The sequence below is a fragment of the Deltaproteobacteria bacterium genome (genome assembly GCA_016219225.1).
In the GTDB taxonomy this organism is placed as follows: Bacteria; Desulfobacterota; RBG-13-43-22; order RBG-13-43-22; family RBG-13-43-22; genus RBG-13-43-22.
Window position 1 is genome coordinate 1 of sequence record JACRBX010000204.1, and the last position, 15,782, is coordinate 15,782.

13 protein-coding genes are annotated in these 15,782 nt (G+C 45.6%); 12 read left to right on the plus strand and 1 reads right to left on the minus strand.

Annotation, left to right across the window (positions count from 1 at the left end; translation table 11 throughout):
• From HY879_17550 to HY879_17570, 5 genes are all read left to right on the plus strand, one after another.
• A partial coding sequence (locus HY879_17550) for a sugar transferase (GenBank protein ID MBI5605144.1) occupies positions 1–1,084 on the plus strand: 1,084 nt, incomplete at its 5' end.
• A gap of 16 nt (positions 1,085–1,100) precedes the next feature.
• Complete coding sequence (locus HY879_17555) at positions 1,101–2,735, plus strand: tetratricopeptide repeat protein (GenBank protein MBI5605145.1); 1,635 nt, start codon at positions 1,101–1,103, stop codon at positions 2,733–2,735.
• Positions 2,732–4,474: an ATP-binding protein gene (locus HY879_17560; GenBank protein MBI5605146.1), complete on the plus strand. Its 1,743-nt coding sequence runs from the start codon at positions 2,732–2,734 to the stop codon at positions 4,472–4,474. Before HY879_17555 ends, HY879_17560 begins: the two co-directional genes overlap by 4 nt.
• Positions 4,475–4,576: 102 nt before the next feature.
• Entirely contained in the window at positions 4,577–4,927 is a 351-nt protein-coding gene (locus HY879_17565) for an STAS domain-containing protein (protein ID MBI5605147.1), read from the plus strand.
• Positions 4,928–6,151 carry an HD domain-containing protein gene (locus HY879_17570; GenBank protein ID MBI5605148.1) on the plus strand — a complete coding sequence of 408 codons (1,224 nt, stop codon included), beginning with the start codon at positions 4,928–4,930 and terminating at the stop codon, positions 6,149–6,151.
• Positions 6,152–6,499: 348 nt separating this feature from the next.
• Here the strand turns inward: HY879_17570 and HY879_17575 are convergent, their stop codons facing one another.
• On the minus strand, positions 6,500–7,156 hold the full coding sequence (locus HY879_17575) for a hypothetical protein (protein MBI5605149.1): 657 nt from the start codon (positions 7,154–7,156) through the stop codon (positions 6,500–6,502).
• A 320-nt stretch (positions 7,157–7,476) separates the two neighbouring features.
• Here HY879_17575 and HY879_17580 point away from each other — a divergent pair, with 320 nt between their 5' ends.
• The 7 genes from HY879_17580 to HY879_17610 form a co-directional block, all read left to right on the plus strand.
• Positions 7,477–7,863 carry a hypothetical protein gene (locus tag HY879_17580; GenBank protein ID MBI5605150.1) on the plus strand — a complete coding sequence of 129 codons (387 nt, stop codon included), beginning with the start codon at positions 7,477–7,479 and terminating at the stop codon, positions 7,861–7,863.
• 43 nt (positions 7,864–7,906) lie between these two features.
• Positions 7,907–9,115 carry an OmpA family protein gene (locus HY879_17585; GenBank protein MBI5605151.1) on the plus strand — a complete coding sequence of 403 codons (1,209 nt, stop codon included), beginning with the start codon at positions 7,907–7,909 and terminating at the stop codon, positions 9,113–9,115.
• Between the two features lies 1 nt (position 9,116).
• A complete protein-coding gene (locus HY879_17590; GenBank protein MBI5605152.1) occupies positions 9,117–10,340 on the plus strand; it encodes an AAA family ATPase in 1,224 nt (407 codons plus the stop codon).
• 24 nt (positions 10,341–10,364) lie between these two features.
• A complete protein-coding gene (locus HY879_17595; GenBank protein ID MBI5605153.1) occupies positions 10,365–11,225 on the plus strand; it encodes a CpsD/CapB family tyrosine-protein kinase in 861 nt (286 codons plus the stop codon).
• A 4-nt stretch (positions 11,226–11,229) separates the two neighbouring features.
• Positions 11,230–12,795 (plus strand): polysaccharide biosynthesis/export family protein, encoded by a 1,566-nt coding sequence (locus HY879_17600; protein MBI5605154.1) that lies wholly within the window; start codon positions 11,230–11,232, stop codon positions 12,793–12,795.
• Between the two features lie 16 nt (positions 12,796–12,811).
• On the plus strand, positions 12,812–14,179 hold the full coding sequence (locus tag HY879_17605) for a hypothetical protein (protein ID MBI5605155.1): 1,368 nt from the start codon (positions 12,812–12,814) through the stop codon (positions 14,177–14,179).
• Positions 14,180–14,300: 121 nt separating this feature from the next.
• Positions 14,301–15,782, plus strand: a 1,482-nt coding sequence (locus tag HY879_17610) for an oligosaccharide flippase family protein (GenBank protein ID MBI5605156.1), incomplete at its 3' end; no start/stop codon positions are given.

The following is a 15,782-nucleotide window of genomic DNA, read 5'->3' on the forward strand; positions in this document are numbered from 1 at the left end:
CCAGATGTTCTTTTTTTTGGGGATTAATATCCTGTTTCTTTATATCTGGAAAAGGGCGACGGTTTATATCTGGGAGGTTAAAAAACAGAGTCCTGCTTTTCATCGAATCCTCCTGGTGGGAATGGACCCGGAATCGAGAAGATTTGCCAGGCACATCAGAAACTTTCCTGAATTGGGCTATAAAATTGTTGGTTTTTTAGGTGATGAGCCGGAAGGATCGAACGGATCAAACGAACTCCCCAAAATAATGGGAGACGTCCATGAGATTGAAAAAATAGTCAGGGATCATCCGGTTGACGAAGTCATTGTTTTTTCCGTCCGGAAATTCTGGGAAACGATGGATTTGGTAACGGCCGTCTGTGAAGATATGGGGATTCGGCTGACCATCGTGCCCCAATGGTCGAACCTGAGGGTCTCTCAGATTTCTTTTATGAAACTGGGGGGCATTCCCCTGCTCAGCTTTGTCTCCACCCCCACCGATAACTGGAATGTCTTTATTAAGCGGGTCATGGATTTCTGTCTGGCCTTCCTGACTCTGATCCTTTTTTCCCCACTTTTTATTATCCTGGCTGTTTTAATCAAACGGGATTCCAAAGGCCCGGTCTTTTTTATCCAAAAAAGGTGCGGCCTCAACGGCCGGGTGTTTTCCCTTATCAAATTTCGTTCCATGGTCCCGGAGGCTGAAAAAATGCAGGACCAGTTGAGGGATTTGAATGAAATGGCCGGGCCGGTTTTTAAAATAACCCAGGACCCCCGGGTAACCCGGATCGGCTCCTGGCTTCGGAAAACCAGTCTGGATGAGTTGCCCCAATTGATCAATGTCCTGAAAGGAGACCTCAGTCTGGTAGGGCCGCGACCGCCCCTGCCCAGTGAGGTGGCCCTTTATAAACGGTGGCAACGGCGGCGCTTGAGCATCAAGCCGGGGATTACCTGTATTTGGCAGATCAGCGGCCGAAACAATATCAATTTTGACGAGTGGATGAAATTGGATTTACACTATATCGACCATTGGTCTTTATCCCTGGACCTGAAGATTCTAATCCGAACCATCCCGGCAGTGCTTTCCGGCCGCGGTGCAAGGTGAAAGACGGCGGTGAGTTATGGAACTTAAGAAAACCCTTAAGAAAATAATAACGTTGGGGAAGCATACCTTTTACGAAGAAGGGATTCAACTCTACAACCAGGGACTGTTCCCCGAGGCCCTGGAAAAATTCAGGAAAATTACCGCCTCCGGTAACGAGGAGACCAGCTTGCACTATAATCTGGCCTCCTTTTACAGCGGATTGATTCACCGGAATCTCGGCTTGTTGTCTTTGCATAAAGGGGATTATCCGGAAGCCGTTGCCCATTATAATATGGCCCTGGAATTTAATCCGACCCATTACGAGATTTATAATTATCTGGGAATTGCTTACAATAATTGGAAAAAATATCAAAAGGCCATGACCGCCTTTACCAGAGTCCTGGAAATGGCCCCAGACCTCCTTTCTTTGCGTTTCAAGGTGGCCATCGTTCTGTATAATTTAAAGAAATATGATGAGGCCCTGGAAGCGATAGAGCAACTGGTTACCTTGAATCCGAAATTTGCCGATCTTCATTATCATCTGGGAGTCCTTTACGCCCACCGGAGACAATTTGAAGAGGCCCAAAGAGAGTTTTCAGTCGCCCTTGATCTGAATCCCCAGTATATCCAAGCCAATATCCAGTTGGCCCTGACCCTCGCGACCCAGGGCCGTTTCGACTCAGCGGTTCAAAGATTAAATACGATTATTGAGCAAAAACCCAATTATCCTGACCTGTATTATAACCTCGGCGTAATCCGAGCGGCCAAAAAAGATTGGAAAGGGGCCTGGGACAGTATTCGGAAGGCCCTGGAACTAAACCCGAATTATGGTAATGCCCTTTTTATATCAGGGATTTTATCCTTAAGAAACAATGAATATGAGGCGGCGGAACAGGCCATTCAAAAGGCCCTGGATTTCAATCTGGAAGAAACGAAGCGATTGTTGGCTAAGAATTTATTGGAGTACGTGGAAAGAAGAAAGAAAATAAAACCTTCGGAGGAAAATGGAGCCCTCTTTTCCCAAGTCGATCCTCTTCAGGAAGAATATCTGGAGGCCATGTTACATGTTTTTCCCCAACATCTATCGATCGTACCGGATTATCTTGAAATACTGGAGAAGTTCGGGCCCAAATGGGATCGTCCTTTATTGAATACCCTGACTCAACTCTATGAAGCGGAGATCGGCAAAACACCTCGTTATGCCGATCTCTATTTTCAATTGGGGAAGGTTTATGAACAGATAGATGCTTTTGATAAGGCGATCATGGCCTTTTCTAAGGCCCTGGAAATCAATCCCCGTTTTGTGAAGGCCCGGACCCATCTGTATCAGATTTATTTAAAGGTTGAAATGCAGGAGAAGGCCAAAAATGAATTAGAAATCTTAATGACCCAGGGCATCCAATTCCCGGATCTACTGGTCGATCTGGCCAGGATTTATCTCAGTGAAGGCCAATTGGATTTGGCTTTGAACACTCTTCATTCTGCTATGGATAAAAATCCGGGGTTTGAAACGGCCGTACTCCTGGCCGCCGGCGTTTATGAAAAAAAGGGTGCTATTGACCAGGCCTTAAGAATATTAAAGGATTTTACTGAAAAAAGTGGTAAAATTTCCAGCGAAGTGGCGCTGAGAATCTCAGAATTGAAAAAGAACCGGATGGGAGATAAAGATTGAAAATAGAAGCCCCCCCTTTTATCAATCGCAAATCCGAACTGACCCATTTCAAGAAAAAGGCCGAGGAAATCGCTCAGGGCCGGGGGGAGGATTTATTTTTGACTTCTCCTCCGGGAAGGGGTAAAACGGCCCTGTTAAAGACCTTGAAGCATACCCTGTTTTGGGGCCAGGAGGGGGTGATCCCGGTTTATTTCTCCTTTTCCCGGGATTATAAGGACCTATTCGATTTTTCAGAAGAATATCTGGTGGCTCTGCTGACCCAAATCCTGTTATCCGACCAAAAAGAGCGCATCGGAACCGGCCGCCAGGTCCCGTCTTCTTTCGTCGGCCTCCAAAGGGAAGCGGAGAGGCAGGGGAAAGAAATCATTGAAGAAGTTATTTCAACCCACCAAAGGTTTGGCAGGGACAAGGATGATCGAAAAGGGCTGATAAATGCCCTGGCCGCCCCAAAGCGTATCGCCCAGGCCATCCATAAACCCGTCTGGATGATGGTGGATCATATACAAGGCCTTGAAGCCTTTTCGATTAAAGGGGAGGAGGTGGCCGGATTATGGCGTGAAACTCTTTCTTCCCCCTGGGCCCCCCATCTTTTTTCCGGTGAGCCTCCCGGCTTTTTGCTTAAGCATATCCTGCCTTCTTTCGGACCGCCTGAACTCCCGGTCATGGAATTGTCGCCTCTGCCGGATGAAGAGGGAGAAGAACTGGCCCTGGTTTTGGAAAAATATTTTAAAGTCAGCCTGGCCGGAGACTTAAGTAAGACCTGGTTTCTCTATTTGGAGGGCAACCCCGGCTTTATAACTTCTTTCATAAAAGATGCCCGTCTGGATACTTCCAGGGTGGAAAGCCATCGGAGATTTGTAGAAATCTACCTGAGATCCCATTGGCAGGGGGAATTGGGCCGGTTATTTGAAAACCGTCTTTATTATTTCAAGGATATGAACCCCCTTGACGGTCCCGGGGTTCTCCGCATTTTAAATAAGCTGTTGAAATCAGAGAGCCCTATGCTCTTGATCTCCGATTTACAGGAGACCCTGGAACTGCCCGCCGGAGCGATTCAATCTTTAATTCGAATATTGGAACGATCCGGAATTATTTGGGAGCGTTTCGGGAATATAGGATTAGAGAACAACAGGGTCCTTGGGGATTGGTTGGAGGTCCTGGTACGGAAATACCTCTATCAGGAGGACCTGGTCCGGATTGTCGATCACCTGGGGGAAAAGATAGAAAAGCGGCTTTCCGATTTAAAAGAAGAAAAGCCGGAGCCCTCCCCGACCGGGGAAAAGGCCTTGCATTTTAGTTTGGTGTTGCCTATAAATTCAGAATCCGAGTTGGTGGCCGTCAGGGCCCTGGAGCAGATAGCCACCTATACCGATCTGGATGCCGGAAGTGTCGAAAAGGTTAAGGTGGCCCTTATCGAAGCCTGCATCAACGCCGGGGAACACAGCCGGAGCTTTGAAAAAAAAATCCGGATCTATTTTTCCGCCCAACCGGAATCCATTGAGATTCTGGTGGAAGACCGGGGACAATCCTTCAACCCGGTAGAGGTTCAGGCCAGGATGGTTCGAGAGGCCGATCCCCTTTCCCAAAAAAGGGGCCGGGGGTTGTCGTTGATCAAGGAGATGATGGATGAAGTGCGTTTCGAAAAAACCGATATCGGGACCAGACTTTTTATGAAGAAAAAAACAGTACCCGTTCAGCCACTAAGACACGAAGTCGCAAAGAAGGGATATGATGTTTGAACCCTTATCAGAAAGAGCGAATTATTATTTAACCTTTGTGGCTTAGTGACTTGGTGGCTGAACTATTACCAAAAACCATCCAATAAGAGAGTGTAAGAAGAGATGAGAAATTTCAAGGTAAAGCAGGAAGAGCGGGGGGATGTGGTCCTTTTTAAGGTTCAGGGATATCTGAACGATCTGGGCGGCGAGGAAATTGAGAAATTGTTTAAAAAGGCGGTCAAAGAAGGCCATCGAAAGTTTGTTATCGATTTTGGGAAGATCGCTTATATTAACAGTATCGGCGTTTCTTTTTTGGTGGGTATCATGGAGGCTACCCGGGAAAAGACCCTTAAAGTGTGTTTTACTGCTTTATCCCAGATCAATGGGGAACTTTTCGAGATGGTTGGATTAAAAAAATATGCCGCCACTTTTGTCTCTAATTCGGAGGCCCTGGAGTTTTTAAAAAGCGCTTAAATGGACTATAAAAACCTTTTTTATATTTTTTCGACCCTTTCCGAATTAGGAGAGGAAGTTAATTCGGCCCGGAATTTTCAACTGACGATCCGGACTTCCCTGCATATGATTTTAGGGACCCTTTCCATAGCCCGGGGCGCCATTTTTGCCCGGCAAGAAACCCCCAAAAGGCTGGGGCTTTTGGCCCATAAGGGACTCAAAAAAGAGGATCCCCCTTATTTAACCCTCCCGGCCGAAACCGAGGAGTTTCTGAAAAATAATCTTGGGATTTTTTCCATCCGGGGTCGCAAAAAAGAGATCCAGAATTTTTTTGCAGCCAACGGGGAGATTTTTTCCCGGTTGCGGGCCGAACTGGGTATACCGTTACAGGTCAAAGGCGAATGGATAGGCCTGATCTGCCTGGGACCTAAATTGGATGAAACCCCCTTTACCCAGATGGACAAAAATGTTCTGACCCTATTGGGACACCACATCGCCAATGCCCTTTACAGTCAACGTCTGATCGAGGCCTTGAACCTGCAAGTGAAAGAAAACCAGGGGATGGTTGAAAACCTGCGGTATATTTACGATGATACCATCAGGGCCTTTGCGGCAGCGATCGATGCCAAGGATTCCTATACCCGGGGCCATTCCAACCGGGTGGCGTTATACGCCGTCGCCATCGGGAAAGAATTAGGCTATGCCGATGAAGTCCTGGAGGGATTTTATGTGGCCGGTCTGTTGCATGATGTGGGAAAAATTATTGTCGACCAGGGCATTATAAATAAGAAGAAACATCTTTCTTCCAAGGAATTTCTGAAGATCGTGGAACATACCAAGGCCGGGTATCAGATCTTGTCCACCATTCGTTTTCCCTGGACCGACGTGCCGCTCATGGCCAAGTCCCACCATGAAAAATTAGATGGTCACGGTTATCCGGAAGGGTTAAAAGGGGATCAAATTTCCGTGGGGGCCAAGATTATCGGTCTGGCTGATGCCTTTGATGCCATGACCAGCAACCGCCCTTATCGTAATCGTCTCAGTTTTGAAAAAACATTGAGAGAAATAACAAAAAATATCGATATTCAATTCGAGAAAAAGATTGTCTCGGCTTTTTTTAAGGTTTTAATGAAAGAGATTGAAGGAAAGTTGCATGACCAGAAGATCATCCCCAATCTGGACGAACACTTCAACCCCCGAATCATCCATTCCCTTTTGGAATTGACTATCTCCGAGCTTTCCTGAATACCTATTCACTGTTGCGGGTTACGGATTATCAGGGGAAAGCTTACTCCTGCCGGACGATCCTGGATCTGGAAAAAAACAAACAACCGATACTTGAGGGTCTCGTAAAAACTCTTCATTCCCGCGTAGGCGGGAATCCAGGCTAATTAAAAACACTGGATTCCCGTCCCCGATTAAAACATTCGAGGACAAGCTTTCACGGAATGATGTAAATCGGCTCTTTTGGGCTTTTATCAGGCGGTTCAATTTTGCAAATTGAACCCGAAATCAGTGGGAGCACAGGATTGGTGGGAGCAGGTTTCAAACCTGCTCCCACAGAGGAGATCCTCCTGCCCGCAACCTCCCGTTTCATTTTTCGACAAATAGAGGCAGATATTGATAGGTAAGGGAAAAATCGATTTCCTCCTTTTGCCCTTTTAGGGACAGGAGGATCTTGAGATCATCCACATTCTCCCAATAATCAAAAAAATAGGCGTTGCCCGTCTCCAAGGCGACTAACTCATAGGGGAAATTAGGGTGTACATAGGCCGTGGTATTGGTCGGCTGACCATAAAGCTGGACCAGAGACTTGCGCAACTCACGATAAAACCCGAAGAGAGATTCCCCGGTATTTTTTTTGGGGTCCGGGGGGACATTAAAGAGGATCTGGAGCTTACTGGCCTGGTCATCGGTATAAAATAAGTAGGCTTTTTTGATATAGGAGATTTCCCCGATAAGGCGCGGGAAGATATCCGCCGGACCCGTTCGTTGTTGCGGGGAGATGTTTTTTGCGGAAAAAATTCTCATAATTTCCGATCGAGTCACCCCCAGGGGGACTCCGGCGACGACGGGCTGCTTTTTATTTTTAGGATTCCAATCCCTGGAAGTCGTGGCAGGAACCCCGTTCCCTAAACCAGGTTTGTTATTTTTGATCTCCTGGGCCAAAACCGGAATCATCAATAACAATAAAATTCCAGCCCCTGTTAAAATAATAAAAAAATATTCTTCTAATTTATTTTTTATCATTTTTCCCTCCTAACCCGAACGAGTCGGAAAAAATAAGGTGTTTCGCATGGTCTGGATTCCCGCCTGCGCGGGAATGACGATTTTTTACGAGTCCTTCCTTATTGAGTTACACGAAAAAAAAAGCCTTGTCAATCATTTCTTTTTATTAAATATAACAAATTATAATTAAATATCAATAAAAAAAAATAAATGACATTAATTTTTTTCTTGACATCCCACTTTTTGTTTGGTATATTGGTGATCAAAAATAATAAAGTTATGATAAATCAAATAGTTGTTTGATTTTTAAGGCGCCGAGTTTAATGCACATGAAAATATTTATGGAACCTGAAGGATCCAGGAGTAAAGAAAAAAAAGTGATGTATTCGACTTCCTTACCAAAAGGAATCCGGGATTCATTGCAGGAGGCGGCCGTTCTTCTTCAGCGAAAAAAGGCGGATTGGGTTCGGGCTTCTTTGAATCTTTTTTTGGGTCTCAGGGAAAAAGAACAGGAGCAGTTGATACTGAATAACTACCCTAAAATGGATTTGTCTCATTTGCGGCCCTTTACCACTACCTTATTGGAAAGCCAGTTGGTCAACTTGAGTAATCTTTCGAAATCGTTCAAACGTTCTAAGGCGGAAATTGTGCGAACAGCTATTTTTGTATTTTTGGCCAAAACCGCCGTAGAGCAGGAAAAAGAGATCAAAAAATCATTGTCCCGGTGAAGCGATGACTTTAAAAAGAAAAAGAACTGCGGGGTTTATTTGGTTGTTCATCTTCTTTGGGTTGATTTTTACCGCCGATTCTTTTTCGGCCATGCCCGATAGATTGAAAGTTGCCTTATCCCATTGCCCGAAATGGGTAAAGCTTTCTGTTGAAAACACCCATTTTATCTGGGATCTGCCCAACCAGAAAAAGCCTTTCCTGCTTCAATTGGAGAGTGCCTGTTATCCCGGTTTTTTAGAAACCCGTCAGCTTGAAATCTTGAAAGAATGGGTGGCCCGGGGGAATATTCTTTGGATTATTTTTAATCCTCTTCGTGCCCCTATTCCTGGAAATCAGGACTGGGCGGCCTATTTCGGTTTATCTGCCGCCGTTTCTTCGGAGGCGGACCTTATTACCAAAAAGGATGGCTCGATCTTGCCGGTCCGGGGGTTGACCGAAGGGGTCGAAGTGTTACAGCTCGGTACCCCGAATGTCCGGCCGGCCTATTATTCCTTTGAGGGCAATATTATTCCGGTATTAAAAGCCAATGATGGGCGGGTGGTCTTTGGCGGGCTAAATTTTGGGGCCGGTCGAATTATTTTCGACGGTTTCGGATGGCTGCCATTTGAAACTGAAAAAGATTGGCTGGATCCGATCGTTTATGACAGTGAAGTTTTTTGGATGAATTTTTTCAAATGGGCCCGGACTTGCGAAAAACCGACGGCTTTAAAAGATGAGAAGGTGGAAATGTTTGTGGCCCCGGCGCCAGCGCCTCCGGCGCCTGTGGTCAGGGAAAGAATAGATTGTTCCGGAATGTCCGTCTCCTTGAAAGAAAAATTCCCCCAATTGGAGATCAAGGTTCTGGAGCGACCTAATGGGGATTGTGTTTTTGCTTTGGACCGGGTCCTTTTTGATACCGGGAAGGCCGATTTAAGGGAAGAGGGGCGCCAGGTTCTGAATGAAATTGCGACCATTTTAAAGGAAAATCCAAACTATCTGGTCCGTATTGAAGGACATACCGACTCCAGACCGATTCGGGGTAGATTGAAAAAACAATTCCCTTCCAATTGGGAATTGTCGCAGGCCCGGGCGCAGGCGGTTTATCGGTATTTTCTTGATAGCGGAGCTATCCTGAAAGACAGGATGGCTACGGCCGGTTTTGCCGATACAAGGTCTGTAGGAAGTAACAAAACCCCGGAAGGCAGGCAGATGAATCGCCGGACGGAAATCATCCTTTCAATTAAGGGATCCCCCGAAAAAAAGGAGAAATAAGGTGTACCAGGAATATTTCGGATTAACGGCAAAGCCCTTTTCGGAAACACCGAATACGGAATTTTTTTATCTCTCTTCCAAGCACCAGGAGGGGTTGGCTCATTTAGAGTACAATATTCTGGATGGAAAAGGGTTTACCTTGTTGATCGGGGAGGTGGGTACCGGGAAAACCACGCTTTGCCGGGCCTTGATTGAACGTCTGGATAAAGATAAAATAACCGTCGCCCATGTTATCCACACCAACCTGGATTTTCACGAGTTTTTGCGGGAAGTGGTTGAAGAATTGGGGATGCCTTCACAGGGTCTGCAAAGGTGGGATCTTTTAAAGGCCTTAAATCAATATTTGATCGAGGCCTACGCTCAGAATCGTAAAGTGGTTTTGATTGTCGATGAGGCCCAAAATTTGGCTCCTTCGGTCCTGGAAGGGGTGCGGATGCTTTCAAATTTGGAGACTCCCCAGGAAAAATTGATTCAGATCGTTTTTGTAGGGCAGCCAGGGCTCATGGATCGTATTCAACAGCCGGAGCTGCTTCAATTAAAACAAAGGATAGCCGGTTTTTTCTTTTTAGGCCCTTTGACCGAAAAAGAGACCAAAGAATATATTCTCTTTCGAATGGGATGTGCCCAACCGAAACCTTCCTTGCGATTTGCTCCTGAGGCCCTGGATTTAATTTATAGAATAACTGGCGGGGTCCCCCGGCTGATAAATTTTTTGTGTGATTTTAGCATCATGCAAGCTTATGTGGCTGGGAGTTGGACGATTGATGCTTCTCTGGTCCAAAAGGCCTATACGGAAATAAAGGGAACCTCCTGTCCTATTGAACAAAAGGAGTCTAAAGAAAAACGCCTTGAAGGCAAGTTTCAAGGAATTCCGAGGAAGGATGAAACCGGTTTGGTTTCCCTTAAGCCTTTTTCGAACCCTAAGATGCAACTCTCTGAAGTTGATGTGGAAGGGATTTTCCCCGAAGAGGAAGAAAAATTCTTTTTTCCGGAGAAAAAATCAATAGGTAAAAAAATAGCCTTGGCCTTCGGCTTGGTTTTAACTTTGGGAGGACTGGGGTCTTTTCTTCTCTGGGAAATGGACATGGAGAAGTGGAAACCTAATGCCATTTCCCCTGCCTATCAAATAAAAATGCCGGTGTCTGAACAGGGGGGGGATATTCAGTCTAGATTGTCTATGGCTGAAAAAAAGCTGAGTAAAATAAGCCCAGAATTAAGCGATTAAAAATTTGTCTTGAGGAGCACCTCATTGAGTACAATGGAAGAAGCCTTAAAAAAGGCCATGGAACAAAAGGAAGAGGTCCGAGTGCGTGGCGATGCCCTCCAGCAAATCGTTGAAGAGGCAGTCAGAAAGGCCTTGGGCGGGAACCCAAAAACCGAGGAAACGGAATCGTCTCCCCGACCTTTTTCGAACCGGACGGAATCCTATGCCGATCGAAAGATCTCGGTTGATGAGGTTTACCCTAAAGAAGGCGGCCATTCGCTCATGTGGCATCAAGGGATCAATTCGATTGCCATCAATGTCAAAATGAGGATCGGGGAGGGCAAAAAGGGGGCGGTCCTGTTCGCTTCTTCCGTTGCCGGGGAGGGGACGACGACCATTTGCTCTAACGTTGCCCGGGCCCTGGCCAAGATTCATTCCGGGAATGTCCTGTTGTTGGACTGTAATGTTCAGTCTCCGGAAATCCATAAACTATTTCGAACGGAAGCCAGCCCGGGATTGACCGATATCCTGTTAGGGAAAGTAAATTGGGAAGAGGCCATCCGAAAAAGCAGTGTCAGAAATTTTTTTATCCTTCCTTTCGGACAGTCCCTCCCGGATCCGCTCGCCCTGCTAGGTTCGGAAGGGATGGAAGGATTATTGAATGTTCTTAAGTCGGAATTTGATTTTATATTCCTGGATATGCCGCCTATTTTAGCCAGTGCCGAAGCAGAAATGATTGTTCCCTGGGTGGAGGCCTCGGTTTTAGTCATCAAAGCCCAGGCCACCCGGAGAGAAGTAGTTATGCGGGCAGTAGAACGTCTGATTCAATATAAAGAATTTACCGGCGCCGTCTTTAACCAGCAGGAATTTATTATTCCCCAGTTTTTGTATAAGAGGCTAAAATAATACCATGAATAAACAAATCGATTTGGGATTTCGGATTTCGGATTTCGGAATAAATGGTGCAAAAGCACTGTTTGTTTTCGGACTTCTGGTGGTCTGGTGTTTTTTTTCCTTGACCGGTTGTGCAAACCAGATCGTTCAAGGGGAAAAGGAAACTAAAGGGATAGTCAAGGAAGAGTTGCCTAAAAAAGGGAATGTCTCCCGGAGTGTAAAGCCCCCGGACCCCGGCCTGACCCCCAGAGAAGACCGGAAAGTGCCCGATGAAAAAGAACGGCTCGGTAATGAACTGGAACGGGCCGTAACCGAGCTGAAAGCAAATGTGTTAACACTGAAGAGGAAATTGGACGAAGATGTGGCTCAAAACGCCGCCTTGTTTAAGAAAGATCCACCGGAATATAAAATTAGATCGGGAGATGTCATAGAGATTATTTATCATATGTTGTATGAAGAAAATCCGGCTGAGTATCTCTTAGAGGTCCAGGATTCCGTTAAGATAGAATTTTTTAATCAGCCGGATATGAATCGAACTGTCAGTATAAGATCGGATGGGAAGGTTACTCTGCCGTTAATAGGGGATATTCCGGCAGCCGGTTTATCTTCTTCACAGCTTGAACAGGAAATCATTAAACGATACAAAAAATATCTTATAGATCCCAATATCGCGATTTATCTGGAACGATTTAATGTGAAGATCGACGAGCTTAAAAAAGCCATTACCACGGCTCCGAGAGGCCAAAGTAAAATTTCCCCGGTCCGGCCGGATGGGCGCACTTCTTTTCCCTTTATCGGGGACATCAAGGTGGCCGGGCTGACCGTCGAAGAGGTCCGCAAGATCATCAATGAAAAATACCGTCTTTATGTCCGAAATCTGGAGGTCACGGTGGTGATCGAACGGGTGGTGAATCCGACCATTTTCGTCAGTGGCGAAGTCAATGGTCCCGGAGATCTAACCATTACCGGACCTTTGTATTTATCCCAGGTCATCAGCCGGGCCAAAGGCTTGACCCCCACGGCAGACGGGAAACATGTTATGGTGATCAGGCGGTTTGGAGTCAGTAAGCCCGTGGTATTTCATGCTGACCTGGATGCCGTCTTGATTAAGGGGGATATCAGTAAGGATGTTATACTGACCGAAGATGATATGGTTTATGTGCCCCGGGCTTCCCGGCACCGCTTCTTTATTTGCGGGGAGGTGAATGTTTCGGGAGTGTATCCGATTTTCCCCGAAGAGCCCTTGACTTTGTCACAGGCCATCTCCATGGCCAATGGGATCAGGATGACGGCCGCCCTGGACAGTGTGATGATTTTGAGAAGGCCTGAAGGCAAAAACCCCCAGGCTTTCCGGGTTAATTTCAAAGAAGTACTGGCGAACGGGGATATGAGTCAGGATATTCTCATTCAAAAAAACGATGTTATTTTTGTACCGAAAACCTTTATTACCAAAGTGGATGAGTTTATTGAACAGTGGTTTACCCGTGGGATTTATTCCATGTTCCCGGCCGGTTCAACTCTGGATTTTATCATCGACCTGGATACGGTAAGGAATCTTAATAAACGAACCTATGGCTTTTAAAAAGGAGTGACAACACTTGGTTAAAACTCAGACAAAAGGGCCAACCTTTCGGGATTTTTTGCGGATTATTTTTGCCCAAAAAACGGTAATCATCGCTACCTTTCTGGGCGTAACCTTGCTGGCATTGATTATCAGCCTGCTCACACCGCCGAAATATGAAACAGCCACTAAAATATTGGCCAAAGAACGTAAAGTAGAAAATCCCCTGGAACTTAAAAATTATTTTGACGTCCGGACCGAAAGGGTGGCTTTCCTTCAGTCCCAGATGGAAATTATCCAAAGCGATGAAGTGGCCAGGAGGGTGATTAAGAAACTGACCTCCCCCCAGAAGGAACCCAATATAAAGGAAATTAAGGCCATCCAACCGAATATCAAGGTGTTGTCTCCCAAAGGGTTTGATATAACCAGTTCCGATATCTTATTCATCCAATACACGGATAAAAATCCGGTCAGGGCAGCCGACGCAGCCAACGCCCTGACCGATGAATATATTAATTATACCTACGAACTAAAAGGTAAATCCTCCAAGCAGACCATTGAGTTTCTGGAAAACCATTCTAAGACCACCCTGGACAAAATGAAGGCCGCCGAGGAACAGGTGAAAAATTTTGAAGGAAAAGCCGGCCCTGATCTGGCTTTTTTAATTGCTACGGTTAAAACCAAGGGTGCCAATAACGAATTGATAACCTATAACACCAATTACGTGAATGCCAAGGCCGCCTTAAAGGAAACCGAAAGCTATTTAAATCAATTGAGGGCCTTATTGCGCAAGGGGACCGTTCCCAATAAATTGATCAGGGAAAATCCCGTCTTGAGTTCCATTAAGGATAATATCACTAAATTACAAAATCAATTGGCCAACCTGAGGTCCCAGTATACCGATCAGTATCCGAGAAACATGATGCTGATTAAAGAGATCGAGTCCAATAAGAAAATATTAAAGCAGGAACTGGATGCGGACCTTGATGGTCGTTCCGTGGATGTTATGGCTCTTGACGCCCGGATTAAATCCCTAAAGGAAACAGTGGATCACTATACGATGCTGGCACAAAAACAACTCGAATATTCCAGGATCTATCGGAATTATGAAATCATTGAAGAAGAATATCAGAGTCTCATGCGGGACATTCAAAAGGCCAAGACCGCCGCGGCAATGGATACCTATAAACTGGCCAATATTGAAATTATTGATCGGGCCAAGGTCCCTAAGGGTCCGGTCAGTCCCAATATTCCGCTCAATATCTTAATCGGGGCGCTTCTGGGGATTTTGCTGGGGTTGGGCCTGGCCTTTTTAAACGACCGTTTCGACCATACCTTGAAATCCGCAGAGGATGTGGAACAATATCTCAAATTACCTGTGTTGGGATCTATCCCCCGTCGATAGCCGGATCCAGCCTCTTGCTGAGGAGAAAATCATTTCTCCTCAGCGCCTTTTCAGGAATGATAGAACTACCTGTCTTGTTTATCAAGGAAAGGACTTTTCGTGTTTAAGGAGCCGTAATACGTTGAAAAAAAGGAAATTCCTCAGAGATGCCGCTCTTTATTCCAGTAGTCTCTTTTTTACTCGATTTCTTCTTTCCATCCGCGGTATTTTGATTCCGAAATTACTCGGCCCCGCCGAATATGGCCTGTATAACAGTTTATTACTTATTCCCGAATATGTACTGCATGTTCATTTCGGGACCCTGGATGCCTTAAAGAGGGAGATCCCATTTTGCTACGGGCGGAAGGATCTGGCCCGGGCCAGTCTTATTCGAAATACTGCTTTTTTCCAATACGTTTTCACGACCTCCTGCTCGGTGGTGATCATTTTGCTGATCACTTTTTTCTTCCGAAATCGTTTAGGGCCTTCGGTTTTTTACGCCCTGGGATTAATCTGTGTTTGGATCTTTTTTTTATCTTTTGAGACCTTTTTCGATCAAGTCGCCCGAACCGATAACCGGTTTGATATTTTAACCCGGACGGAAATCTTTGCGTCCCTGACCGGGTTTATCTTTATGTTGCTTATGATTTTAACCTGGGGTTTATATGGTCTACTAGGCTCCTTGATATTGGTCTCGATGCTTAAGGCAGGCTATATTTTTCGAGGAGGGCACTATAGGATTGCCTGGCAATGGGATTTTCAAGAACTAAAACGCCTATTGAAGATTGGGTTTCCCATGGTTTCGGGGGTAATCCTTGCTACGGTCTTAAATAGCGTCGACCGGTTTATCATCATCGTCTACCTGGAAAGTATGGAATTGGGTTATTATGCCCTGGCCTTGACGGTTTTAAGTTTTCTTTTGATCATCATGACCGGGACCTACGGTGTTTTAGAGCCAAGGATTTATAGGCTTTACGGAGAGAAAGGGAGTATCGAAGCGATTCGACCGTTGATGCTGGAGGCCCTCTCCGGGATGACTTTAATTTTTCCTTTGATCCTGGGCCTGATTTATATCGTCTTCCCACTATTAGTCACCTTCCTTCTCCCTAAGTATCTTCCTTCTTTAACCTGTATTCGTATCATGATCCTGGGGTCCTTTTTTTTTATCTTTCAAAGAGGGACCTATAATTTTATTATAGCCGTCAACCGACAAGCCTTTATTGTCAAGGTAGAGGGTATTTTAATTGGGATCAGCTACTTGAGCGGTTATCTCCTGATCAAACAGGGATGGGGCATTGAGGGAGTGGCCCTGGCCACCATGGGCTCCAATGCATTAGGCGGATTGATCTTTCTGGTTTTCACCTTATCCGTCCTTTTTAATCGACCGGGTGAATGGTTGATTTATTCTAGACGGCTTTTTTCCCCTTTTCTATTAGTGGTCCCTTTATTGATTCTGATGGATCATTTCTGGATCCTCGGTGGGGACTGGAGAAACGACCTGGTTAAGGTAAGTTTAAAAGGGGGGGGGTTGCTTCTTCTGATGTCCCCCTTCTTATGGCGGTTAAAGGAAAAAATAAAAAACTTACAACACCTTGGTTTTACTGAAGATCATACTGAACCAACA

Excerpts from the sequence above, each read along its gene's own strand:
- HY879_17555 (MBI5605145.1), top strand. The coding sequence starts at position 1,101 with ATGGAACTTAAGAAAACCCTTAAGAAAATAATAACGTTGGGGAAGCAT.
- HY879_17565 (MBI5605147.1), top strand. The coding sequence starts at position 4,577 with ATGAGAAATTTCAAGGTAAAGCAGGAAGAGCGGGGGGATGTGGTCCTT.
- HY879_17570 (MBI5605148.1), top strand. The coding sequence starts at position 4,928 with ATGGACTATAAAAACCTTTTTTATATTTTTTCGACCCTTTCCGAATTA.
- HY879_17575 (MBI5605149.1), bottom strand. The coding sequence starts at position 7,156 with ATGATAAAAAATAAATTAGAAGAATATTTTTTTATTATTTTAACAGGG.
- HY879_17580 (MBI5605150.1), top strand. The coding sequence starts at position 7,477 with ATGGAACCTGAAGGATCCAGGAGTAAAGAAAAAAAAGTGATGTATTCG.
- HY879_17600 (MBI5605154.1), top strand. The coding sequence starts at position 11,230 with ATGAATAAACAAATCGATTTGGGATTTCGGATTTCGGATTTCGGAATA.